At 51.8% G+C, this 22403-nt stretch carries 20 protein-coding genes; 4 read left to right on the top strand and 16 right to left on the bottom strand.

Annotation, left to right across the window (positions count from 1 at the left end):
- Nucleotides 1-109: 109 nt before the first annotated feature.
- From SELR_RS15760 to SELR_RS15735, 6 genes are all read right to left on the bottom strand, one after another.
- Nucleotides 110-2383 carry a molybdopterin-dependent oxidoreductase gene (locus SELR_RS15760; RefSeq protein ID WP_014431037.1) on the bottom strand — a complete coding sequence of 758 codons (2274 nt, stop codon included), beginning with the start codon at nucleotides 2381-2383 and terminating at the stop codon, nucleotides 110-112.
- Between the two features lie 14 nt (nucleotides 2384-2397).
- Nucleotides 2398-2925 (bottom strand): cytochrome c3 family protein, encoded by a 528-nt coding sequence (locus SELR_RS18030; protein ID WP_014431036.1) that lies wholly within the window; start codon nucleotides 2923-2925, stop codon nucleotides 2398-2400.
- Nucleotides 2926-2944: 19 nt separating this feature from the next.
- Complete coding sequence (locus tag SELR_RS15750; protein WP_014431035.1) at nucleotides 2945-3694, bottom strand: 4Fe-4S binding protein; 750 nt, start codon at nucleotides 3692-3694, stop codon at nucleotides 2945-2947.
- Nucleotides 3695-3715: 21 nt separating this feature from the next.
- The gene (locus SELR_RS15745; protein WP_041914926.1) at nucleotides 3716-4276 is read right to left on the bottom strand and encodes a 4Fe-4S dicluster domain-containing protein; all 561 of its coding nucleotides are present in this window, start codon (nucleotides 4274-4276) and stop codon (nucleotides 3716-3718) included.
- 98 nt (nucleotides 4277-4374) lie between these two features.
- On the bottom strand, nucleotides 4375-4620 hold the full coding sequence (locus tag SELR_RS15740; protein WP_014431033.1) for a chaperone NapD: 246 nt from the start codon (nucleotides 4618-4620) through the stop codon (nucleotides 4375-4377).
- A gap of 46 nt (nucleotides 4621-4666) precedes the next feature.
- Nucleotides 4667-6229 carry a methyl-accepting chemotaxis protein gene (locus tag SELR_RS15735; protein ID WP_014431032.1) on the bottom strand — a complete coding sequence of 521 codons (1563 nt, stop codon included), beginning with the start codon at nucleotides 6227-6229 and terminating at the stop codon, nucleotides 4667-4669.
- 278 nt (nucleotides 6230-6507) lie between these two features.
- On the opposite strand from SELR_RS15735, the gene SELR_RS15730 reads away from it, so the two are divergent.
- Together SELR_RS15730 and SELR_RS15725 are read left to right on the top strand one after the other, a co-directional pair.
- Nucleotides 6508-7647 carry a cation diffusion facilitator family transporter gene (locus tag SELR_RS15730; protein ID WP_014431031.1) on the top strand — a complete coding sequence of 380 codons (1140 nt, stop codon included), beginning with the start codon at nucleotides 6508-6510 and terminating at the stop codon, nucleotides 7645-7647.
- 91 nt (nucleotides 7648-7738) lie between these two features.
- Nucleotides 7739-8134, top strand: a complete 396-nt coding sequence (locus SELR_RS15725; RefSeq protein ID WP_014431030.1) for an RrF2 family transcriptional regulator — start codon at nucleotides 7739-7741, stop codon at nucleotides 8132-8134.
- Between the two features lie 54 nt (nucleotides 8135-8188).
- On the opposite strand, the gene SELR_RS18025 is transcribed toward SELR_RS15725, so the two are convergent.
- The 5 genes from SELR_RS18025 to SELR_RS15700 all read right to left on the bottom strand — a co-directional run bounded on the left by SELR_RS18025 (nucleotide 8189) and on the right by SELR_RS15700 (nucleotide 13275).
- Entirely contained in the window at nucleotides 8189-10159 is a 1971-nt protein-coding gene (locus SELR_RS18025) for a hybrid sensor histidine kinase/response regulator (protein WP_158645837.1), read from the bottom strand.
- A 147-nt stretch (nucleotides 10160-10306) separates the two neighbouring features.
- A complete protein-coding gene (locus SELR_RS15715; protein WP_014431028.1) occupies nucleotides 10307-10981 on the bottom strand; it encodes an energy-coupling factor ABC transporter ATP-binding protein in 675 nt (224 codons plus the stop codon).
- 10 nt (nucleotides 10982-10991) lie between these two features.
- A complete protein-coding gene (locus tag SELR_RS15710) occupies nucleotides 10992-11798 on the bottom strand; it encodes an energy-coupling factor transporter transmembrane component T (protein WP_014431027.1) in 807 nt (268 codons plus the stop codon).
- 38 nt (nucleotides 11799-11836) lie between these two features.
- The gene (cbiM, locus tag SELR_RS15705) at nucleotides 11837-12844 is read right to left on the bottom strand and encodes a cobalt transporter CbiM (RefSeq protein ID WP_014431026.1); all 1008 of its coding nucleotides are present in this window, start codon (nucleotides 12842-12844) and stop codon (nucleotides 11837-11839) included.
- A 212-nt stretch (nucleotides 12845-13056) separates the two neighbouring features.
- Nucleotides 13057-13275: a cation transporter gene (locus SELR_RS15700; RefSeq protein WP_014431025.1), complete on the bottom strand. Its 219-nt coding sequence runs from the start codon at nucleotides 13273-13275 to the stop codon at nucleotides 13057-13059.
- Nucleotides 13276-13448: 173 nt separating this feature from the next.
- Here SELR_RS15700 and SELR_RS15695 point away from each other — a divergent pair, with 173 nt between their 5' ends.
- Nucleotides 13449-14435, top strand: coding sequence for a helix-turn-helix domain-containing protein (locus SELR_RS15695; protein ID WP_014431024.1), 987 nt, complete (start codon nucleotides 13449-13451; stop codon nucleotides 14433-14435).
- Nucleotides 14436-14451: 16 nt separating this feature from the next.
- Here SELR_RS15695 and SELR_RS15690 read toward each other — a convergent pair whose 3' ends face one another.
- The 3 genes from SELR_RS15690 to SELR_RS15680 form a co-directional block, all read right to left on the bottom strand.
- Nucleotides 14452-16386 (bottom strand): heavy metal translocating P-type ATPase, encoded by a 1935-nt coding sequence (locus SELR_RS15690; protein ID WP_014431023.1) that lies wholly within the window; start codon nucleotides 16384-16386, stop codon nucleotides 14452-14454.
- Nucleotides 16387-16627: 241 nt separating this feature from the next.
- Entirely contained in the window at nucleotides 16628-17929 is a 1302-nt protein-coding gene (gene eno / locus SELR_RS15685) for a phosphopyruvate hydratase (RefSeq protein ID WP_014431022.1), read from the bottom strand.
- Between the two features lie 148 nt (nucleotides 17930-18077).
- Nucleotides 18078-19448, bottom strand: a complete 1371-nt coding sequence (locus SELR_RS15680) for a replication initiation protein (RefSeq protein WP_014431021.1) — start codon at nucleotides 19446-19448, stop codon at nucleotides 18078-18080.
- Between SELR_RS15680 and SELR_RS15675 the strand changes: the two genes are divergently transcribed.
- The gene (locus tag SELR_RS15675; RefSeq protein WP_041914924.1) at nucleotides 19438-19755 is read left to right on the top strand and encodes a hypothetical protein; all 318 of its coding nucleotides are present in this window, start codon (nucleotides 19438-19440) and stop codon (nucleotides 19753-19755) included. The genes SELR_RS15680 and SELR_RS15675 overlap by 11 nt on opposite strands.
- Before the next feature lie 505 nt (nucleotides 19756-20260).
- Here SELR_RS15675 and SELR_RS15670 read toward each other — a convergent pair.
- Together SELR_RS15670 and SELR_RS15665 are read right to left on the bottom strand one after the other, a co-directional pair.
- Complete coding sequence (locus SELR_RS15670) at nucleotides 20261-21415, bottom strand: ParB/RepB/Spo0J family partition protein (RefSeq protein ID WP_014431020.1); 1155 nt, start codon at nucleotides 21413-21415, stop codon at nucleotides 20261-20263.
- Nucleotides 21402-22403 carry an AAA family ATPase gene (locus tag SELR_RS15665; protein ID WP_014431019.1) on the bottom strand — a complete coding sequence of 334 codons (1002 nt, stop codon included), beginning with the start codon at nucleotides 22401-22403 and terminating at the stop codon, nucleotides 21402-21404. Before SELR_RS15665 ends, SELR_RS15670 begins: the two co-directional genes overlap by 14 nt.

Genomic DNA, 22403 nt, shown 5'->3' with positions numbered 1-22403 from the left:
ATCTATGACAGACAGCTGCCAGACAGAAGCAAAAGGTGTCCAGGCACTGAACCTCACATGCAGCTCATGTGAGGACAGTACCTGGACACCTTTATTTTATCGGCAGATTTTAAGAGGCTTTGGAAATCTGCACGGCGCATACCTTGTACTCAGGCTGCTTGGAACCCGGGTCGAAGGCATCTAAAAGCACCTTGTTGATCAGGCGGTCATCCTCCTTGTCATGGAAGGATACATAGACCAGGCCCGGCATGGGCTTGCCGCGGCCGTTGATCTTTGCCTTGAACTTGCAGGTGGCCCGGCGGGAGGTGATATTGACATAATCCCCGTCGTTGATGCCAAGGCGCTTGGCATCCTCTTCGTTGATTTCCACATACATTTCCGGGGCGGCATTCTTGAGTTCCGGCACATTGCCGGTCATGGTGGCGGTATGCCAATGCTCCAGCATGCGACCAGTGGTCAGGAAGAAGGGATATTCCGCATCGGGCATTTCCTGGGCATCGATCTGCGGCCGGGCGTAGATGACGGCCCGGTTGTTCTTCCGGCAATAGAACTTGATGCCCTCCCCTTCCTTCACATAGGGATCATAGCCTTCCGCATAGCGGATATAGGTTTCCGGAGAGGAATTCGGATCCGGAGCCACCGGCCAGGTAAAGCCATGGCCTTCCCGCAGCCGCTTGTAGGAGGCCATCTGCATATCGGTGCCCTCCTGGCATTTCTGATACTCGGCCCAGACCTCCTCCGGGGTGTTGAATTTGACCAGATGCTCATAGCCCATGCGCTTGCCGAAATCGATGATGGTCTGCAGATCCGGCCGGGCTTCGCCAGGCGGTTCCACGGCCTTGGCAATATGGTTGGTACGGCGCTCGCCGTTGCCATAGACGCCTTCCTTTTCCATCCAGAGGGCAGCGGGCAATACCACATCTGCCAGTTCCGACGTGCGGGTGGGATGATAGGTTTCGGACACCACCATAAAGACCTTTTCCATGCCGGGACGATAGTAGTTGAGGTTCGGCAGGGACTGGCCCGGATTGGTGGTCATGACCCAGAGGCATTTGAGGTCACCGGTGACCGCAGCCTTGAACATTTCCAGGGTATGATAGCCGGGCTTGGAAGGCAGCGTACCTTTCGGGATTCCCCAGATTTCCTCCAGCTGATTCCGATGCTTTTCATTGGCCACAAAGCGATGGGCCGGCAGGATATGGGAAAGGCCGCCGGTCTCCCGGACACTGCCGCAGGCGCTGGGCTGTCCCGTCAGGGAGAAGGGAGTGTTGCCCGGGCTGCAGATCTTGCCGGTCAAAAGGTGCAGATTGTGCACCAGATTATTTGCCCATACACCCCGGGTGCGCTGGTTGAAGCCCATACACCACATGGACATGGTCTTGCGCTTGGGATCCGCAAAGAGTCTGGCCACCTCGCGAATCGTTGCCGCAGGAATGCCGCAGGCTGCCTCCACCTTCTCCGGCGTATAATCCTGCAGGAAAGCCTTGTACTCATCATAGGTGAGCTTGTCGCTGGCTCCCTTCATAAATTCCGTATGATCCGCAATGAATTTCTCATTGGTCAGACCTTCCTCAATGATGACATAGGCCATGGCATTCATCAGGGCCAGATCCCGGCTGGGGATAAAGGGCAGATAATAGTCCGCCACATCCGCTGTGCGGGTCTTTCTGGGATCCGCCACGATGATCTTCACATTGGGGTCGCTGTTCTTGCGGTCCACAATGCGGGAGAACAGCACCGGATGGGCCTCGGCGGAATTGGAGCCGATTAGGAAGAAGGTATCTGCGGCTTCAATATCGGCATAGGTGCCCATGGGCTCGTCCGCCCCAAAGGTGGTGACAAAACCTGCCACAGCACTGGCCATACAGGTGCGTGGGTTGCCCTCCACATTGTTGGTGCCAATGCCTGCCCGGAAAATCTTCTGCATGGTGTAGGTTTCCTCGGCAAAGGTCTGGCCGGAGCCGTAGAAGCCCACGGAGTCCGGCCCGTAGCTGGCGATGGCCTCCTTGAATTTTTCCACTACCAGATTCATGGCCTCATCCCAGCTGGCCTCGACAAATTTGCCGTCCTTTTTGATCAAAGGCTTTTTCAGCCGATCGGGGGTATCCATGATTTTCGGCAGCAGTATCCCCTTGACGCAAAGACGCCCTTTATTGACCGCACAATCGGGATCGCCCTTCACTGCCACGATCTTGCCGCCGGTCACCCCGGCCAATACGCCGCAGCCCGTGCCGCAGTAACGGCAGACGCCCTTGACCCATTTTTCCGCATCCTTCTGCTCCACGGGACCTTTATGTGGATCGCGCTTCGTGCCGCAGCCTGTGGCCAGCATGGCCGCTGACATGGCCATCGCCTTCAAAAAATCTCTTCTGGAAAATTTCATCGTCCGACCCTCCCTCAAAGTGAACCCATGGCATCAAGATGGCAGGTGTAGCAACGCTCACGGCTGGGCAGCGTCTTATTGGCTGCCTCGTTATGCACGATGCCGGAATGACAGGTAACGCAGTTCATGCCATTTTCAAAATGCTTGGCGGTATGGGGATCCTTGCGCGGCCCGGCAATCTCCGCCTCCTTGATCTTGTCCTGATGACAGTTATAGCAGTTCACTTCATTGGTGTTCTGCAGCTTGATGGGGTCGGGAACATTGCCCGTCACATGCAGGAACAGTTCCTTGGTGCCCTTCATCTTGGACTGCACCAATCCCGTAAAACCTGGCTGCTCATGGCAGTCCGCACAATCCACGTTCTTATGGTTGGAATGCTGCCAAGTCACATACATGGGGTCCATCTCGTGGCACTGCTCCCCACAGAACGTATTCTGATTCGTGGCCTCGATCATGCCATAGGCCCCTGCAAAGGCCACAATGCAGGCGATTCCTGCTATGGCAAGATGCTTCAGTTTGATCGACTTATCACCCAAACTCATGTTTCTCCCTCCTCCTTGCTTATGACTCCGTATTTTTTCCCTTAAAACTATAATGCAAGGCCTTCTCCCTGCAAACGTCGATACAATCCCCACAATTGGTACAGAGCATATTGTCCGCCAGATTCTCTCGTCCCGGCGCGGTGCCCATGCTGCAAACGGCAGCGCATTTGCCGCAGTGGGTACATTTGCTTTCCTCCACACGCACCTTCAAGATCCGCTTCGCACCCAAAAGACCGTACAAGGCGCCCAGCGGACAAAGGGTGCGGCACCAGATTTTCTGTCCCCAGATCAGCGCCGCGGCCAGCACCAGCAACAGCAGGACAAGTTCCAGCCCCACGCCGAACAGCAGGGCGCGCATCAGGGCAAATACCGGTGAGACGGTGTCAAATACAGGCAGGGAAAGGATCAATGACAAAAGAAGCGTTATCCCCAAGGCCGCCAGCGGCAGGCTTTTCTCCTTAAGGACCTGCCTGCGCTTCACAGGAATCAGCTCCAGCAGAAAATTAAGGGGACAGACAAAGCTGCAAAAGAGCCGCCCCAACAGCACAGCCAATAACGTCAACGGCAAAGCTGACAACAGCAGCGGCAGCCAAAGGGACTTGCCCGCCAAAGTGATCTCCAATGCCGTCAAGGGATCGGTCAGTTGCAATCCCATAAGGTCTGCCGAGATATACGTGCCATACCAGAGCAGATCCGTATACCAGATGGGCAGCAATAACAAGACTAGAAAAAATATTTGGACAATTTTACGAATGATTCGCACCTGCATCCTTTGCTTGCACCCCCTTCCTCAATCCCGCCTGGGCTTTACGGTTATGGCTTTTTGCGGGCTGGCAATGCAGACGTTCTCACAGCGGCCGCAGCCGGTACAGTAATCCGGATCCACAGTGGGATACTTATAGCTCTCCAGCTTGATGGCCTTGTCATAAAAGGGGCAATTCCCATGACAGACCCGACAATCCTCCCCCTTTCTGGCCAGGCAGATATCCTTGTCGATCTCCGCCAGCCCCATGCGGACTTTTTCCTTCTCCACCGGCTTCAAAGCACCTGCCGTACAGACCTCCACACATTTCAGGCAAAGGTCACAGTACCCTTCCAAGGGCACGATGTAGGGTGTGCCAATGGCCAGACCTTGTTCCCCATGGGCAATTTTGATACAGCCCAGCGGACAGATCTCGGCACATTTGCCGCAGCGGGCGCAGGTGGCCAGAAAGAGTTCCTCTGGCTCTGCCCCGGGAGGACGGATAAAGCCCTCACCTGCTTCACCGCTTTTACTGTTTTTGCTGCTTCCCAAAAGCAATCCCAGGATTCCGCCGCCCAGGGCCATTTTGATAAGCGTCCTCCTATCCATGCCATCCCTCCTTCATCCTGCCGATACCCCGTAGGGTTCCCATGATTATATCATTTTTGCTTAACCCTTTATGTTGCCATAGTCACCACAATGATTTTTTACGGCTGCGTTTCTTCATCCTCTGTGGTGATATAACTGGGGTAAAGCCCCAGCACCCCTTCAGCCTGCTCGATTTCCTGACCGATCTGGTGCAGCGCTCCCAAATTCGCTGCCTCCACCAGAATAATGAACTCCCCCTGGGGCGTTTCCTGCTCCACGCTGATGCCGGAAAGACTTTCCAGATAAGCCCGCACACTCTCCTTTTCCTCTTCTTTCCTCTTCACAATCATGCTGCAAATAGCCATAAACCTCCCTGCCTTTCCTATTCCCCATTTATCCTCCAGCGTTCTTTCAGCTGGTACGGAATTTGTTCACGCTCTCCTTCAGCGAATCGGAGAAATTGGACAGTTCCGTGCTGGAAGCCGCGCATTCCTCCGAAACAGCGGAGTTGTCAGTAACCACGCCCAAAATATCCTGGGAAAGAGCACCAACTTCTTCCATCTTCCCCTGCTGGGTAAGGCTCTGTTCCTTCATCTTTTGGAAAGCCGCATCCACCACGGCGGTGTTCTGGGAGGTCCCCGCCAGGGATTCTGCGGCCTTGTTCACCACTTCCGTCCCCCGGTCAATGGCCGCAAGGGCATTGGAGATAAGCTGCTGGATATTTTGAGTGGAATCAGCAGACTGCTCGGCCAATTTCCGCACATTTTCTGCCACCACCGCAAAGCCGCGGCCCGCTTCGCCGGCCCGGGCCGCTTCAATGGAAGCATTCAGGGACAGCAGGGCAGTCTGCCCCGTGATCTCGTCCAGGGTTCCCAAAATCGAGCGGATTTCCTTGGAGGCTTCGCCGATTTCCTGCATGGCCGCCACCACATTGTCCATCTGCTGACGGCTCTGGTCAATACGCGCCTTCGTAACCCGGCGGGCTTCCAAGGCCTCCTCCACATAGGCCTCCACCTTGGCATTTTCCGCAATGGCCTCGCCAATCTTGTTTTGCAGATCCTGCACCGTCTCATTCTGACTCATAGCACCTTCGGCCAGACTTTGGGAAACCTTGGAGACTTCCCCCGCACTGACCGCCACCATGGCAGCCATTTCTCCCATGCTCTGCATTTCCCGGCAAAGGGCCTGCCGGATATGCTGGATATTCTGCTGGATGGGCGCATAATCGCCAATGTACTGCATATCCGTAGTGGAGACCAAATCCCCATTCGCCATGGTATCCAGGTTCTTTTCGATGTCCTTGACATAGCCCAGGATTTCCTGCCGCATTTCGTTCAGCAGCTTATACAGCGCTCCGATCTCATCCTCCCGGGGATAGGTGAATTTCTGCGTCATATGGCCCCGGGCCAGCTGGTTGATGCTGCCCTCCAGTGCCGACAAGGGCTGCACCACCCGTTCTTCAAAGATGGCCGTAACCCGCTTCAGCACGAAATACACGGCGGCAATAAAACCGGCCAGCAGGATATAGAGGATCACAGCCATCACATCCACCATAAGCTGGGCGGAATCCACCATGGCATTGGTCTTATCAAAATACGTTTCACTGACGCTCAGCAGCTGCTCGGGATTTTTCGTCTGCTTGTAGGCTTCAATGGCCGGTTTCACCTCTCCCTGCCAATACTTTTCCACCTCATCCCGGCGGTCAGGGAAACTGCCGATATGCATCCGGCTCTTCATGCCTGCCAGCAGTCCTTCAATCTTCTCCGTGGTCTTGGAGGCATCGGCTCCCGCCAGGACCTGCTTCACAATGCGCTGGCTGCCACCGCGAACGACACCGGCATCATTTACCAGCGCCACATAGCTGGTGAAAAAATAAAGACTTACACCCACAATGGCCACTACTGCCACCACCATGAGAAAAACCTGCTTCAATAACCTGCGAATAATGCTGGCAATCGTTTCTTGTCCATTCACCTTCAACACTCCCCTTTTCCGTATCCATTTATAACTGCTTACACTCTTCCCAATTATACTAATTTTAACAAAAAAAATCTCACCATGATGTGACTTTAATCACCTCTTTGTGAGATTTTCTGATAATTTTAATAATTTTTTATCACCTCCCAATGCGCTCATGGACGTTTCATCAAATCCACCATGTCAAATCCTGACGACGTGAAGGCGTTTCGGGCTTTTTGTCGAAACATCATAGAGAGAAGATATATCGTTAATGCTAAAGGAGCAGATATCATATGACTGACAATATCGCAACCAAAGAAAGGGCCGCCTCCCGGCGGGATCGCATCATTATCAAAACCAGCATCATCGGCATCCTGACCAATGTGCTGCTGGCCGCCTTCAAGGCAGCCGTCGGCCTCATGTCCAATTCCATTGCCGTGATTTTGGATGCCGTCAACAACTTGTCCGATGCCCTTTCCTCCATCATCACGATTGTAGGCACAAAACTGGCCGGGAAGCAGCCCAACCGCGAACACCCTTTAGGCTATGGCCGGATTGAATATCTCAGCGCCCTGATCGTGGCAGGGATTGTGCTTTATGCCGGCATTACCTCCGCCGTTGAATCGGTCAAGAAGATAATTTATCCGGAAGAACCGGACTATGGAATGGTGGCCCTCATCATCATTGCCGCAGCCGTGGTGGTGAAGATCGTCCTGGGAAAATATGTAAAGGCCCAGGGGGAGAAAGTGAATTCTGGCTCCCTTATCGCGTCCGGCGCGGATGCCATGTTCGATGCCGTGCTTTCCTTCTCCGTGCTTATCTCGGCCATCCTCTTCCTGACCACCGGCCTGTCCCTGGAATCTTATGTGGGCGCTGTGATCTCCGGCTTTATCATCAAGTCCGGCATCGACATGATCCGGGACACCCTGGATGAAATCTTAGGCAAACGCGTAAGCAAGGAAATCTCCCAGCAAATCAAGGATATCCTGAAGAGCGAACCGGAGGTGCGTGGTGCCTATGACCTCGTCCTGTACAACTATGGCCCCAATAAGGATCTGGCTTCCGTCCATATCGAGCTGCCCGATACCATGAACGTCAAGGATGTCGATAAGCTCACCCGCACGGTGGAAACCAAAGTCTATGAACAGACCGGCATTATCCTGGCCGCAGTGGGCGTGTATTCCCACAATACCGAGGATAACGAGGCGGCCCGGATACATAGCGATGTGCGGGAAAGGGTAACCGCCTACGACTGGGCCTTGCAGATCCACGGTTTCTATGTGGATACAGAGGCCAAGGACATGCGCTTTGACGTGGTCATGAGCTTTGACATCAAGCCCCAGGAAGGATTGCGTATCCTTCACGCAGATTTAAAACAGGCCTACCCGGAGTACAACATTCATATCGTATCCGACGTGGATCTTTCCGATTAACCCGCGATCATGCTTTTTACTTGCCAAGCCCATTCACCCTGCGGTATAATAGGCAGATATAACAGGATTTCAAAGAAACGGAGCTGATTGCATGATTTCCACCCGCGGACGCTATGCTTTGCGCGTTATGCTGGATTTAGCCGAAAATGAAAATGGGAAATATATCCCGCTGAAAGATATCGCTGCCCGTCAGGAACTGTCCAAGAAGTATTTAGAGATTATCGTCAAAGATCTGGTCAAGGGCGGTATGGTGATTGGAGCCAGCGGCAAAGGCGGCGGCTATAAACTTTGCCGCCATCCGGAAGAATATACCCTGGGCGAAATCATCGAACTGATGGAAGGTACCCTGGCCACGGTTGCCTGTCTGGCGGACCAGGAACACGAATGTCCCCGCAAAACCTTCTGCAAAACACTTCCCCTCTGGACGGAATATCACCATCTGGTACATGATTTCTTCTACGGCAAAAAATTAAGCGACCTTTTATAAGACGAAAAGTGACCATTCACAACGGATGGTCACTTTTGGCTTTTCACAGATCAATTACGACTGTACATGTAATTTTTTCCGGCACAAATTGGTAATGGCCTGCAACAGGGAAGGGGTTTCCACAGGTTTGGCAATATGGCCGTTCATCCCGGCCTGCAAAGCTTCCCTTCTGTCCTCCTCAAAGGCATTGGCGGTCATGGCTAGAATGGGGATATCAGCTTTGCCAGCGTCCGGCAGAGCCCGGATTTTCCGTGTGGCCTCATAGCCATCCATATTCGGCATCTGCACATCCATCAGGATCATATCGTAATAGCCCTCTGCAGCTGACATCAGCAGATCCAAACAGATTTTCCCATCAGCAGTCCACTCCACCTGAATACCAAATTCCTGCAGGATGGTCATAGTGATTTCCGCATTGATCTCATTATCTTCCGCCAAAAGGACGCACAACCCCTCAAGGCTTCCGGAAATAGCCTCCTCTGATTGGGCCGTATCCGGCTCACTGGTTATGGCCAGGCGATGGGGAATACTGACCACAAAGGTCGTTCCCTCACCTTTCACGCTGGCCACCTCAATCGTGCCCTCCATCAAATTCACCAGCTTCTTCACAATGGACATCCCCAGCCCCGTCCCCTCAATCCTGGCGCTGGTGGTATTGTTCTCCCGGGAAAACTCATCAAATACTTTAGGCAGGAATTCCGGCGCCATGCCGATGCCGGTATCGGCAATGGTCGTCCGAAAGATGCCCCAGCCCTCCTTATCCGCAGGCTGCTCTTCCGTCAACACGCTGACCCGGCCTCCTGGTTCTGTGTATTTGCAGGCATTGGAAATGATGTTGAGATAAATTTCCCGCAGCTTGGTTGCGTCGCCATATACGCAGGAATGCTGGACTTTCAATTCCTTGATGTAGGTCAGCTTATTAGCTTTCATCATTTCCTCGACGACGGACTGGATGCTGTCTGCCAGGTCGTAAACATTAAACGCGGCATTCTCCAACGCCAGCTTGCCCTTCTCAATGCGGGCCATTTCCAGCACATTATTGATGATGGACAATAATATCCGGCTGGATTTCTGGATCTTATCCAAATAATCCTGACGCCTCGCCGCATTGTCCTGATATTTTTCCAACAGATCACGAAACCCCATAATGGCATTCATGGGCGTACGGATATCATGGCTCATATTGAACAGGAAATTCGTCTTGGAAGCATTTGCCTGCTCGGCCAGCCTGCGGGCTTCCGCCAGTTCCCTCTGCTTTTTCTGTTTCTCCATGAACATGGACTGGACATCACGGAACCCCGCAATAAAACACTCTGTGCCTCTGGCATTCTTATCCTTCGCATAACAGGCCCGAAAGTGACAGTATTCTCCATTCAGATTTTTACGGACATAATCAATCCGGTAAACCGCATCATCAGGAACATTCTGCAACAGCTCCGCAATACTTGCCTGCTTGCAGAAACGTTCCCGATCCTCCGGCACCACAAAGGTATCCGCATATTTCCGGATGGCTTTTTCATAGCTGGTATCCGTCACATCTGCCAAAACGGCTTTCGTTGTCCTGGACACGGTATTGCTGCGCACCAGGGTGACAATATCCATTTTAGCATCAATATACCAAACTGAGCTGTACTCCGTGGACAGACCGTTGATGAGCATATTGAACCGATCCTGCTCCTGGGCTGTCCGGATCTTTTCTTTTACTTCCTGATCAATATTCTCAAAAGCACAAACCAATATGGGACGGTTAGTCAGTTTCACAATCTTCATGCGAAAATAGGTGTCGATTCCCTGGGTATGGGTACGATATACATGAAAGATGCATTTTTCTGTGGCCAATCGTTGCTGCAAATGATCCAGGTCAGTAAAAGCCATCATCTCCGCCGCATCGTCGGGATGGACCAAGGAATCCACGTAAGTCTTCATCAGCGCATAGGGGGTCGGCTTTTCCTTCTGACTGCCCACCACATACTGGGCCACACCATTCATGCGGATGGGCCACATAGAATTATCACGCAGATTCACAAGACTTGCACAAACATATATAGTTCTGCCATTGCTATGTATAATAGTTCTTGCTGATAAGCAAAATTCCTGTCAACATCTGACCAAAACCATAATTTATCTAGACCCTCAGCTTTGACCGTCAAATTGATTAGTCAACCTGACCTGTCAATTAAAGCTTATTTCATGCTGGCTGCTCAGAAGCAGCTGTCTGTCCGCCAGTTGCTTCAACAGCCGCTCTTCATGGGTGGAAAAGAGCAAGGTCTTCCCCGCCTCTTTCAACGCCTGCAGAAATTCCACGAGCCAGTCCTGTGTCTTGTCATCCAAAGAGGCCAATGGCTCATCCAGCGTCCATACCTGAGGGTTCATGGTAAAGATGGAGGCCAATGCTGCCTTTTTCTTTTCCCCTCCGGAAAGGGTGTACGGAGCCCGATTCTGCAGCCGTATCAAGCCAAAAAGTTCCAACGCATCCTGAACCCGCCCATCGATCTCCGCCGCCGAAAGGCCCATCTGTACGGGGCCAAAGGCCAATTCTTCCGCCACGCTGCTGCAGAATAACTGCACATCCGGATTTTGCCAGACATAGCCCATGCGCTGATGGAAATACTTGGAAAACTTATGCTCCGCCATTCGCGTTTTCGTGATTTCCTGGCCTTCAAAGAAATAACTGCCCAGTTCCGGAAAAATCAGGCCATTCAACAGACGCAGCAGCGTAGATTTGCCGGCACCATTGGGCCCGGTCAGTGCCACCGCCTCTCCCTTGGCAATGGCAAATTCAACATGACGCAGCACCGGCTCGCCATCATAGGCATAACAGACGTCATGGCATTCGATCTGTTTCATCAAAAACCCCCTAAATACGTCCCAGAATGCCATGCTCCAGGCAGGCAAACAGCAGACAGAAAAGAAACAAAGCCAAAAGTAACAGCAAACTCCCGCCCCAGGCCGGAGGCTTTTGGCTTTGCGGATATTCTCCGGTAAAGCCACGACATACCATGGCCTCATACATTTGCACCGACAGATGCTGGGCATGCAGGAACAGCACTCCCAGCACCCCCGAAAGTGCCCGGACCTTTTGCCGGTTATGCCCCACGGAGCGCAGTTTCAGCGCCATCAGCAGCTTTTCCGCCATCTGTCCCAGCAGCAGGATATTGCGCAAAGTGGTATCCAGAATAAACACCAGTTCCTGGGGCAGACGAAAAAAACGCAGGGCAGCCGTCAGCTCATGCCATGGCAGGAGCTCCGTGACGATGCCTGCAGCCATCACCGTCAACAGGCTTTTGAACGGCAGCAGGAAGATTTGCCCGCCGCTGCCCAGCAGCAATGCCGGAGCCACCAGCAGAGCCGAAAACAGCACTGCCAGCAGGGCACTGCCCAAAATACTGGCTGCGCGCTGTCCCGACAGCAGACAGAGCACAACAAGTTCCAAAGCCAATTGAGAGGTCAGGAAGACCAGTGTGCGGGCCAGAATGGTCAACAGAAGAAAACCTGCCAAAAAAGCCAGCACTGCCGGCGCTGGCAGAAAATTCCTGGCCTGACCTTGCCGGCGCAGAGCCAGAACCACCGTCAGAATACGCAAAAGAGACCGGGAAATAAAATAATCCCGGTCTCGTGACGGCGTATAGTTTTCTTCAATTCTTGCCCAACGGGGAAGATTCAATATTATCGCCTCACTAAAAGCGCCGTCCTGAAAGAGCCTCAGCCCTCATGGGCCGGCGCATCATAATTCGTTTTATGCCCCAGGAAGCTGGCGGCCAGCTTGAACAGCAGCACCAGCAGGGCCGTGCCGATAATGGCGGAAAGGATATAGCCGAATGTTTCTGGCATGCCTTCAATCGCATAATCGGGGAACAGAGCCTCAAAGGAAAAACCATCTTCCATACCTGCCGGAATATAGCCCAGCACTGAACCCAGGTAATCCTGCTCTGCCAGTTCCTCAGCATCCCATTCTCCCCAAGCTGTACCCGTAGCCAACAAACCTAACGGCGTGCCGCAAATCAGCAGCGCCAGCAGGCCATAAACAGCAGGGCCTGCCTTGGACTGTCTGCCCTTGGCAATCTCCGGCGCCGCTTTCTGCAGATACCCCAGTACTGCCGTGGTGAAAACGACTTCCGCCAGGCCAAAGATGGTCAGATGGCCAATCATCATGGCGGGGATGGACACCCAGAGCGGATACGGCGCATAGAGCGCATGCCCGGCCCCATCCGTGAAGAGCATAGGCTGGATGCCGAACTCGATGGCGGCAAAGAAAGCCGCCAAGTTGATGCCCACATAGGACCCCACACCGGCAGCCAGCAGCTGACGCTCAGGGAAAGCCCGCAATAAGGCCTTATAAACTGCATAACCAGCAAAAGGCATGGCAAAGGCCATATTGAAGCAGTTTGCCCCAAAGGCGAGAATACCGCCGTCCCCAAAGAACAGAGCTTGTACAAAGAGCGCCAAGCTCACGGCCAGACAGGCTGACCAGGGACCAAACAGCACCGCTAATAAAGTGCCGCCGACGGCATGGCCCGTGGTTCCCCCGGGCAGGGGAATATTAAACATCATGCTCAAGAAGGAAAAAGCTGCCCCAATCCCCAATAAGGGAAGTTTTTCCGGCGGCACTTCCTGCCGCACCTTCTTCACTGCCATCAGCCATACCGGCAACATGGCAGCCCCCAGCACGGCACAGGTGGACGGACTGAGATAATTTTCAGGAATGTGCATAGATGATACCTCCTCATTACAATAATTATGACTACAAAACTATTGTAACGAAAATCCAACAATTGCGTAAGCTCCCCGGGGGGTTATTATTTGCCCTTCCACCAGTCAGATTAGCATTTTGCTGATATCATCTCTGCGGCTGCAAGCGAAAGGAAAAAATTCGCTGACCGAATAATTTAGCACACTAAAGGAAATTATCCCCTGTCAATTCCTCAGAGGTACACTTCGCAGTCGTCTTCTACCCGCTTGCAGTTGGCGCGGACATTTTCCATAACAGCCTGAACATCCTGACCATCTTCAAACTCGACCTTCATCTTGAGGGCCATGAAATTCACTGTGGCATCTTTGACCCCGGCTGTTTTTTTTGCCGCTTCTTCCATCAGGTTGGCGCAGTTAGCACAATCCACATCGATTTTATACGTCTTCTTCATGTAAAACATCCTCTCTTTATATATGAATGATTATTCATTTGATGATTTCAGTATAATATTCTGCTGCACAAAAGACAATGACTCCAGCATTTTCCCTGCCATTCGGCGCAATCTATTTCCAAACAGGCTAAAACCTGTTAAACTATAAGCGACATACACGAAAGGAGTTTTTTATGCCAGCCCATTACAAAGACATCCAGGATTTCCTGCCGCAAATTCCCGAGGGAACCCTGAAGATCAATGCCCATTACCCGCAGCACAAGCAGCATGGACGGCTGGGAAAGTGGCAGCCCCTGCTTACGGCAGGCAAGGGACTTATCGACAATTTCCATCTGTTTCCGGGCCTGCATCTTTCCCATGCACGCTTTCTGGCCCCCTCGGTCCGCTATCAGCACCCGGCTTCCGATATGGTCATCGAAATCAACCACTGCCGCCGCGGACGTGCCAGCTGGCATCTCCATGGCGGCAAGCGCCTGTACCTGAATGCCGGCGATCTGGACATTCACACCACCGATTGCTGCGCCGACTCCTATATGGAATTTCCCGCTGGTTTTTACGAGGGCATCTCCATTTCCCTGGACCTCAATGTCTTTGGCAGAAATCTGCCCACTATCCTGCAGGAGGCACGGCTGAGCACCGAACAGCTCTATCAGGATTTCTGCCTGCCCGCCAGCCCCTTGACATTGCCCAGCGGCAGCCCCCTCGACCGCATGCTGACCCCCCTCTACAACATCCCCGACAGCATCCGCCTGCCCTATTACCAGATCAAGGTTCAGGAAATCCTGCTGCTGCTGTCCGTTTGGAAGCCAGGCAGCAATCCCGATCGGCAACAGTACCATGCAGAACAGACTGGCCGTCTGCAGGAAATCCACGCCTTTCTGACGGGCCATCTTGCCACCCGCTATACCATCGCCCAGATATCCCAGAAGTTCAATATCAATCCCACCACCCTCAAGCGGGATTTCAAGCAGACCTACGGCCTGCCCATCGCCCGCTTCATGCAGGAATACCGTATCAGTCAGGCCATGAAACGCATGCGGGAAACTGATCTGCCCCTGTCTGTCATCGCCCGGGAAGTCGGCTATATCAGCCAAAGCAAATTCACCCGGGTGTTCAAGGAGATTACAGGAAAATTGCCCACGGCGTACCGCAGGCAATGAAAAAATACATATTCTGTTACGCAATGGTCGCATCCGCAAAGCTGCGGCCATTTTCTTTATTCAGCAGGGATGCCTTCGGCACAAACATCGCCCGTACAGCATTCAGTACAGCCAGGACCATGACGCCCACATCGGCAAAAATGGCAGCCCACATATTGGCCAAGCCGACAGCTCCCAACAGCAGCACCAGCACCTTGATGCCGATGGAGAAATAGATATTCTGCTTCACGATCCGTATGGTCTTGCGAGCGATGCGCTGGGCAACGGATATCTTCAGGGGATCATCATCCATCAGTACGATATCCGCTGCCTCAATGGCCGCATCCGAGCCCATAGCCCCCATGGCAATACCGACATCAGCCCGGGAAAGAACCGGGGCATCATTGATTCCGTCGCCCACAAAGGCCAGCCGGCCCTGCTTTTGCTGCTGCAAAAGCACTTCCACCTTTGCCACCTTATCCTGGGGCAGCAGCTGGCTGTAAACATCATCCAGCTGGAGCTCGGCAGCCACCTTGTTTGCGACCTTGCTGCTGTCACCGGTCAGCATGATGGTCCGGCTGATGCCATTTCGCTTGAGGGCCCGGATGGCTTCGCTGGCATGTTCCTTCACCACATCGGCAATGATGATATGACCGGCATATACGCCATCCACCGCCACATGGATCATCGTGCCTGCGGCATCGCATTCATGCCACTCAGCTCCGATATCATCCATAAGCTTGTCATTGCCCACATGAACGGTCCGTCCGTTCACCTGTGCCCGGATTCCCTGACCAGCGATCTCTTCCACCTGTTCCACGGCACAACCATCGGCTTCCTGCCCAAAGGCAGCCCGCAGGGATTCAGCAATCGGATGGGTGGAATACCGCTCCACATGAGCAGCCAGATGTAGAAGCTCCTCGCGGCTGAAAACATCCGTATGGATGGCGTTGACCGCAAATACGCCCTTGGTCAGGGTGCCCGTCTTATCGAAGACCACTGTATCCACATCTGCCAGCGTCTCCAGGTAATTCGAACCCTTTACGAGAACCCCCTGACGGCTCGCGCCACCAATGCCCGCAAAGAAACTCAAGGGTATGCTGACCACCAAAGCGCAGGGACAGCTGATGACCAAAAATGTCAGCGCCCGATAGATCCATGTGCCCCAGGCCGGTTCCAGCCCTAGGCCCAGAAACCGTACCAGCGGTGGCAGGAAGGCCAGCGCCAGCGCAGCATAGACCACAATCGGCGTATATACCCGGGCAAACCGGGCAATGAAATTCTCCGACCGGGATTTACGGGAGCTGGCATCTTCTACCATCTCCAGGATTTTGGAGGCCGTTGACTCGTCAAAATCCTTGGTTGTCCTGATCTTCAGCAGACCGTTGCTGCTAATGCAGCCGCTGATGACATCATCCCCTTCCCGGACTTCCCGGGGCAGTGATTCACCAGTCAGCGCCACGGTATTGAGGCTCGAAAAGCCTTCCACCACTACGCCGTCCAAGGGGATTTTTTCGCCGGGTTTCACGACGATGATGCTGCCGATTTCCACTTCATCAGGATCTACCTGCGCCAAAGAACCATCAGCCTGTTGCAGATTCGCATAATTGGGTCGGATGTCCATCAATTCGCTGATGTCTCTGCGGCTGCGCCCCACAGCATATGCCTGAAACCACTCTCCCACCTGATAGAACAACATGACGGCAATTGCTTCGGTATAATCGCCATCCTCATAGATTGCCAGGGCCATGGCCCCCAAAGTGGCAATCGCCATCAACAGGCTCTCATCGAAGGGCTTGCGGTTTTTTATGCCCTTCCCCGCTTTATACAGGATATCATACCCCACGATGAGATAGGGCACAAGATAGGCGGCAAAGCGCGGTCCCCCCGCCAATGGCGCAAAACTCAGGGCAATCAGCATGACCGCTGCCAAGATGATCCGTATTAGATTTTTCTTCTGTTTATTATTCATAGACAATCCTCCCACAGACTTTGAGCAGTCAATAATATATGAACAATTATTCATTCGATAGTTAGATTATAGCACCCTTTAAGTAAAAACCTGAAAAACAGCAAAATAATAGTCCATCTGGAACAAAATTATTCCAAATGGACTAAACTGACCTGTCAGGTATATGGTCAAAATCAAATGTCAAATGTCAAAACATCCGTCATAAGGAGGTTATCCCTGACTGCTGAATTGTATAGTGCAATCACTTGCTGTGTTTGAAGGCCTTTTTGCCTGCATAGACGGCACTGTCTCCCAGTTCTTCTTCGATGCGCAGCAGTTGGTTGTACTTAGCCACGCGTTCCGAACGGGACGGCGCCCCCGTTTTGATCTGATCCGTATTCAAGGCCACGGCCAGATCAGCAATGGTCGTATCCTCAGTTTCCCCGCTGCGGTGGGACACAATAGCCGTATAGCCTGCCTGATGTGCCATCTTGATGGCTTCGAGGGTTTCCGACAACGTGCCAATCTGATTCAGCTTGATCAGGATGGAGTTGCCGCTGCCTTCAGCAATGCCCTTGGCCAAACGCTTGGTATTCGTCACGAACAGATCATCACCGACCAGCTGGACCTTGCTGCCCAATTCTTTGGTCATCTGCTGCCAGCCTTCCCAATCTTCTTCGTCCAGGCCATCTTCAATGGAATAAATGGGATATTTTTCCACCAGGGATTTCCAATGGGCAATGAGTTCAGCTGAAGTGAATTCCCTGCCGGATTTCGGCTGCTTGTAATAGCCCTTGCCCTTATCGCTCTTCCATTCGGAGCTGGCCGCATCCATTGCCAGCACAAAATCCCTGCCCGGCTCATAGCCCGCATTGCGGATAGCCTGCAGAATATGTTCAATAGTATCTTCATCCGAAGCCAGATCCGGTGCAAAGCCGCCTTCGTCACCAACAGAGGTTGCCTTGCCTTCCTTCTTCAGCAACGCCTGCAGGGCATGGAAAACCTCCGTGGACCAGCGAAGCCCCTCACGGAAAGTCGGAGCGCCTGCGGGCATAATCATGAATTCCTGCGTATCTACGGAATTGGTCGCATGGGCCCCGCCATTCAGGATATTCATCATGGGAACCGGCAGATGATTACCAGACAGCCCGCCTAAGAACCGGTAAAGAGGAATATCCTGGGCTGTGGCAGCCGCTTTGGCTGCGGCCAGAGATACAGCCAAAATGGCATTTGCACCCAAATTGGACTTATCCTCCGTACCATCCAAAGTCAGCATGGCAGCATCTACCGCATAGATATCGGCTGCATCCATCCCGACCACCGCCGGAGCAATCTTCTCATTGATATTGGCAACGGCCTGGTTAACGCCCTTACCGCCAAATTTGCTCTTGTCGCCATCCCGCAGTTCCAGCGCCTCAAATTCACCAGTGGAAGCACCACTCGGCGCAGCAGCCCGGCCTACAGAACCATCAGCTAAAGTAACCTCTGCCTCTACGGTTGGATTTCCTCGGGAATCAATGATCTCCCGGCCAATTACCTGCATAATCTGTAAATACTCTTTCATATTTTTGAAGACCTCCTCTCAAATCTTCTATTATTATAACCGCGAGTAAATGATATTGCAAGTCATTATCATTTATATTTTTCCGTAACTGCCCAAAAAAGAAATGCCACAACAAACTGCGGCATTTCTCTTTTCTCTTCTTATTCTCTTATAACATACTGTCCATCGTGATATAGCCCGACATGAGACGCTGGGCCAGATGTTCGCGGAACAGCATCGTCTCCTTATTGCGCAGATCCCTTTTCTGGATCTTGATCCTGGCCTCGCTGGCATCGAAAGGAATCCCCATATTCATAGCCATGTTCTCCATGGAATTGACGGCTGTATCAAAGATTGCGAGCAGCTTCGGCAGCTTGCCTTTCTTGATCAGGACACCAGCATTATTCTTGCAGGTCTTGTAGACATCCTCCAGTTGCATATCGGTCTTCTGCAATTCAGTTTCCACACTGCCATTGGTATCGGCTTTACGTAGCCAGGTTTTCCGCCGTGATTTGGCGTAATCTTTTTTCACGCAAGTGATTAGATAGCCAGCACTAAGGGGTTCCTGGTCCGGCTTACGTTTTTTGAGCTGATCCTTGTAATAAGCCAGATTGCTTTTGAGCACGTCGAGACTGTAGTTGTTGATGAGATCTAGACAAGTTGCCTCCGGCTTGATGCCAAAGGAGGAATATTCGTCGAACAGGCGCATATGCTCGGCATCCAGTTCGGCAATCTTATCCTCAGTAGTTACTACCCGTTTCGGTGCTGGCAGAACCTTGCCTTCCACATCAGACAGGTGGATCGTGATGGTAGTGGCTGCTCTGCGTCCTTTGCCATTATGGGAGAAGTGAAACTGTGTCAAGGATGTGTTCTTGCGTATCTGCTGTTCTGCTTTTTTCAGTACATCACGCTGAAAATCCCGGAAATTTGCATAGGACGTGACCGGTATGTTCAACCGATCCTTGAAGCGATCGATGCTGATGGTATATGTTCCCTCTGCAATGAGCTCCTTGACCACCATAAAGACTTTTAGCTGAGTTATTCCCCGGATGGCCAGCATCTCATCGATATCAACTTCGGTAAATTTCTCTGTGAAATCCTGCAGATAGGGAAGCATCTTCTGATTGATGGATACGGAAACGGTATCGTTGAAGTCGTTGTATTCTACGGAATTGTAAAGAGGAATTTTAAGCCAATTGTGCTTATCCTCTTCGCTGGAGTAACGCTTGACAATTTTCAGGCTTTTGTCGGAGACGTGATCGATGGCTTCCCGGATGATGTTGCGCCAGCCTTTATCCTTGTTGATGTTGAGTTTATCAGCTAGCAGGGAGATATTATATTCATAAAGAACACTATGGTTCAGATTCTTTTCCTTGGCCAATGACGCTACAGTAAGCAACCAGATTTTCATTTCATTTTCACGAAGAGAATGCTTGGCAAACATCAGTTCGTTGGCAAATTTTGTGGGTGTATCAAATTCCAGGTTTTGATATAGATATTCCGTTACGGGAGATATCGGAGAGCTCTTTTTGGCAGTCATATATATATATACCCTTTCTCTACATGCCGATTCTGTAATTATTATACGCTTTGTGGTGGAAATTAGCAATAAATATTTCCCACAACAAAGTGGTTCCTTATATATTATATGTTTATATAATAAACATATAATAATATATATAGGGAAGGTTATGGTGGGGGGATTTGTCGGCAGACCGGTGAGCCCAGGAATATCAAGGCTTGAGTTGTTTTTTCTGTGGATCAGCTGTTGCTTTGTGGTGGAGGATTTTGTCGGAAAAGTATTTGTGGTGGGACGTTTGGTCGGAACAATAGCAGAAGCCTTATGATTCTAAGGGAGATGGCTGTTTTTAGTCGTTGTGGTGGGGAAGTTTGTCGGTATTCTGCCATTTGTAGTGGGAGGTTTTGTCGGTTGTGGTGGGGGAATTTGTCGGTAGCCTCTGTGGATATTCGAAAGCAATGTGTTTCGAGCGTTGATACAGCAAGGGCTGCGCAATTTTTTTGTGATGGGGAGATTTGTCGGAAAAAGTTTTGTGGTGGTATCTTCTGTCGGTTAAAGGAGCCGGAAAATCAAGGGATGAGCACTAATGGTGGTATAATTTGTCGGTTTTTCTTTTATGGTGGGGGGATTTGTCGATTTTATCCACATAAAAATGTTGATAAATAACGAGTAACCGCATAAATAAAGGGAAAAAGTTATCAACATGCTGTTGATAACTTTTTCTTAGAATGTACGATATGGCACGAAAAAGGTATTTACCGACAAATTATACCACCATAAAGTACATTATGTGACGATAACATATTTTAACTGCCTGGTTAGTACTTTGGGTCTCAGGGGGTTTCGGTTTCTGGTGCTTCAATGATGAAGTCCTGATATTTGTTGCGGAAAGCCTTGGCTTTCTTGTTGGGCAGATACATGATAACGAGCTGAGAGGCTTCCGGGGCCTTGCCGGAGAGATGGATGGTATAACCATTCTCCTGTTCTTCCAGAGACTCGATATGGCCGATCTGGCGGACTTCTGCCTGTTCCTGCTGGCTGGCAGCGGTAAGTTCCTGGAATCTGCCGAGAACCAGCTCAGAGGGAGTTTTTGCCGGGATGGCCATGATGACGTCCTCGGTGATCTGTTCAGACCGCATGTAGAGCTCTTCCTGCACATCATGGTTCCAGGCGGCAATGCGGGTGGCGGTTTTTTGGGAAATGCGGCCTTCATCGAACAGGTCAAAGAACGCCGGGATGAGATTGGCCATCTTGTTCCAGCTGAAGGCCGCCGTGCGCTTCATGCCCATCTGCTCGGCTGCTTTTTCCAGGATCTGCTTTTCGCCGCGCTTCTTGAGGATGTTCAGTTTCGTGCGGACGGCAAAGCTCTTGTCCCGCCCCGTGAGATTCGCACGCTGAACGTAATTGGTGTCCGAGGCGATCTCCCGGGCCTGGTCATCGGTCAGTTCCTGATATGCATAAACCTTGCATTCGATGGAGAGGTATTTCTCTTCGCCGGTCAGGTCATAGAGGACTTCATAGATGCTTTTGCGGGTGTTGCCGGCCAGAATCTGATATTGGCGGCCCTCCGGATCGAGGGCACGGACAACCAGGGGCTGCTGGAGGCCATTGCGGTAGATGCTGTCAGCCATCAACACCTTTTTCTCGTTGGAGATAGAGGAAAACTGATTCCATTCATCTGGCGTAGGCACGAGCGCATCCAGGGACAAAAGCTGGTAGGTGCCTGTACTGCCGGCGATTTCCGTAAGGATCTTGTCCGTCTTTGCCGTGGTTTCCTGGATGGCTGCTTCTGTCTCTGCAGGGGCCTCGGCTTTGGTTTCGGCAGGGGCACTGTTTTGGCCCATCAGCCGCCTGCGAGTCATTTCCCGGAATTCTTCATTTTCAAAACGGTTGCTTACGCCTACGGGCATGGAGGACGTGTCCTCATTTTTTCCGGACAGATCCACGAAGGAAATGCCCATCATGGAATTATTCTTATTGCTGCTCAATTCTAGCCACCACCTCATCACAAAGTTTGATATATGCCTTCGATGCCTTGCAGGCAGGTTTCCGGTAAGTCACCGGTGCACTGAGATTCTCGGAGTTGATGACATCCTGATTGTAGGGGATGCGCGTCTCGAAGAGCATCTTGTCCCAGCCGTTCTGGACCATTGGGAGGAATTCATGGAAGGATTTGGTACGGTCTACAACTTTGGTCATGAAGGCACCGAGGATTTTCAGGCTCGGGCGCTGCTTGGCCGTGGTGAGGACGAAACGGGCCATAGCATTGGCACCTAAGATGGCATGCTTGGCTGGTTCCACCGGGATGATGACATAATCGGTGCCTAAGAGGAACATGGCTACCTCGTTGTTCATAGCCGGACGGCTGTCGATGAGGATGTAGTCGTATTTGTCCATGGCCTTGGCTTCTTCAATGATGTCGGCGATGATATAAGCATAGCGGACACCACCGGCATTGAGTTCAGCATAGGTGCCGTCCAGGCGGATATCGGAGCAGATCAGGTCAATGCGGGGAAATTCCGTGGAGTTCAGGATGAAGTAGTCAAGTTTCACGCATTTATCCGGTGCATCGTCCTGAACGGCACGCATGCGGTCTTTCAGCAGGGTGCCGAGATAATTGTCCAGGATCTGATTCTGACCGTTGCCCATATAGTTGAAGGTATTGGAAAGATTGCCCTGGGGATCTGCATCGATCATCAGGATGTTTTTGCCCTTCTTGGACAGGAGGTCAGCTAAAGCTGCTACTGTCGTTGTTTTGCCGACGCCGCCCTTGTTGTTGCTGACGGAAATCACGATTCCCTTATGCTTCTTGGCTTCCTGTTCCATGCTTTCCTCCTTTTCATAGAGCGTGTTGACAGCATCATCAAGGATTTTCGTCTTGGGCACGCCTTTCTTTTCCGATAGGGTTTTGAGCTTCTCCACATTGTCTTTGGAGAGGGTGGTGGTGAATGACTTTCGGTTAGTTAATTCCGCCAT

It is taken from the genome of Selenomonas ruminantium subsp. lactilytica TAM6421 (assembly GCF_000284095.1).
GTDB lineage: Bacteria > Bacillota > Negativicutes > Selenomonadales > Selenomonadaceae > Selenomonas_A > Selenomonas_A lactilytica.
This window is presented reverse-complemented; position numbering and strand designations above follow the sequence as displayed.

Excerpts from the sequence above, each read along its gene's own strand:
- SELR_RS15715 (WP_014431028.1), bottom strand. The coding sequence starts at position 10,981 with ATGAAACAGATCGAATGCCATGACGTCTGTTATGCCTATGATGGCGAG.
- SELR_RS15695 (WP_014431024.1), top strand. The coding sequence starts at position 13,449 with ATGCCAGCCCATTACAAAGACATCCAGGATTTCCTGCCGCAAATTCCC.
- SELR_RS15700 (WP_014431025.1), bottom strand. The coding sequence starts at position 13,275 with ATGAAGAAGACGTATAAAATCGATGTGGATTGTGCTAACTGCGCCAAC.
- SELR_RS18030 (WP_014431036.1), bottom strand. The coding sequence starts at position 2,925 with ATGAGTTTGGGTGATAAGTCGATCAAACTGAAGCATCTTGCCATAGCA.
- SELR_RS15740 (WP_014431033.1), bottom strand. The coding sequence starts at position 4,620 with ATGGCTATTTGCAGCATGATTGTGAAGAGGAAAGAAGAGGAAAAGGAG.
- SELR_RS15725 (WP_014431030.1), top strand. The coding sequence starts at position 7,739 with ATGATTTCCACCCGCGGACGCTATGCTTTGCGCGTTATGCTGGATTTA.
- SELR_RS15665 (WP_014431019.1), bottom strand. The coding sequence starts at position 22,403 with ATGGCGGAATTAACTAACCGAAAGTCATTCACCACCACCCTCTCCAAA.
- SELR_RS15760 (WP_014431037.1), bottom strand. The coding sequence starts at position 2,383 with ATGAAATTTTCCAGAAGAGATTTTTTGAAGGCGATGGCCATGTCAGCG.
- SELR_RS15730 (WP_014431031.1), top strand. The coding sequence starts at position 6,508 with ATGACTGACAATATCGCAACCAAAGAAAGGGCCGCCTCCCGGCGGGAT.
- SELR_RS15745 (WP_041914926.1), bottom strand. The coding sequence starts at position 4,276 with ATGGATAGGAGGACGCTTATCAAAATGGCCCTGGGCGGCGGAATCCTG.
- eno (WP_014431022.1), bottom strand. The coding sequence starts at position 17,929 with ATGAAAGAGTATTTACAGATTATGCAGGTAATTGGCCGGGAGATCATT.
- cbiM (WP_014431026.1), bottom strand. The coding sequence starts at position 12,844 with ATGCACATTCCTGAAAATTATCTCAGTCCGTCCACCTGTGCCGTGCTG.
- SELR_RS15680 (WP_014431021.1), bottom strand. The coding sequence starts at position 19,448 with ATGACTGCCAAAAAGAGCTCTCCGATATCTCCCGTAACGGAATATCTA.
- SELR_RS15750 (WP_014431035.1), bottom strand. The coding sequence starts at position 3,694 with ATGCAGGTGCGAATCATTCGTAAAATTGTCCAAATATTTTTTCTAGTC.
- SELR_RS15690 (WP_014431023.1), bottom strand. The coding sequence starts at position 16,386 with ATGAATAATAAACAGAAGAAAAATCTAATACGGATCATCTTGGCAGCG.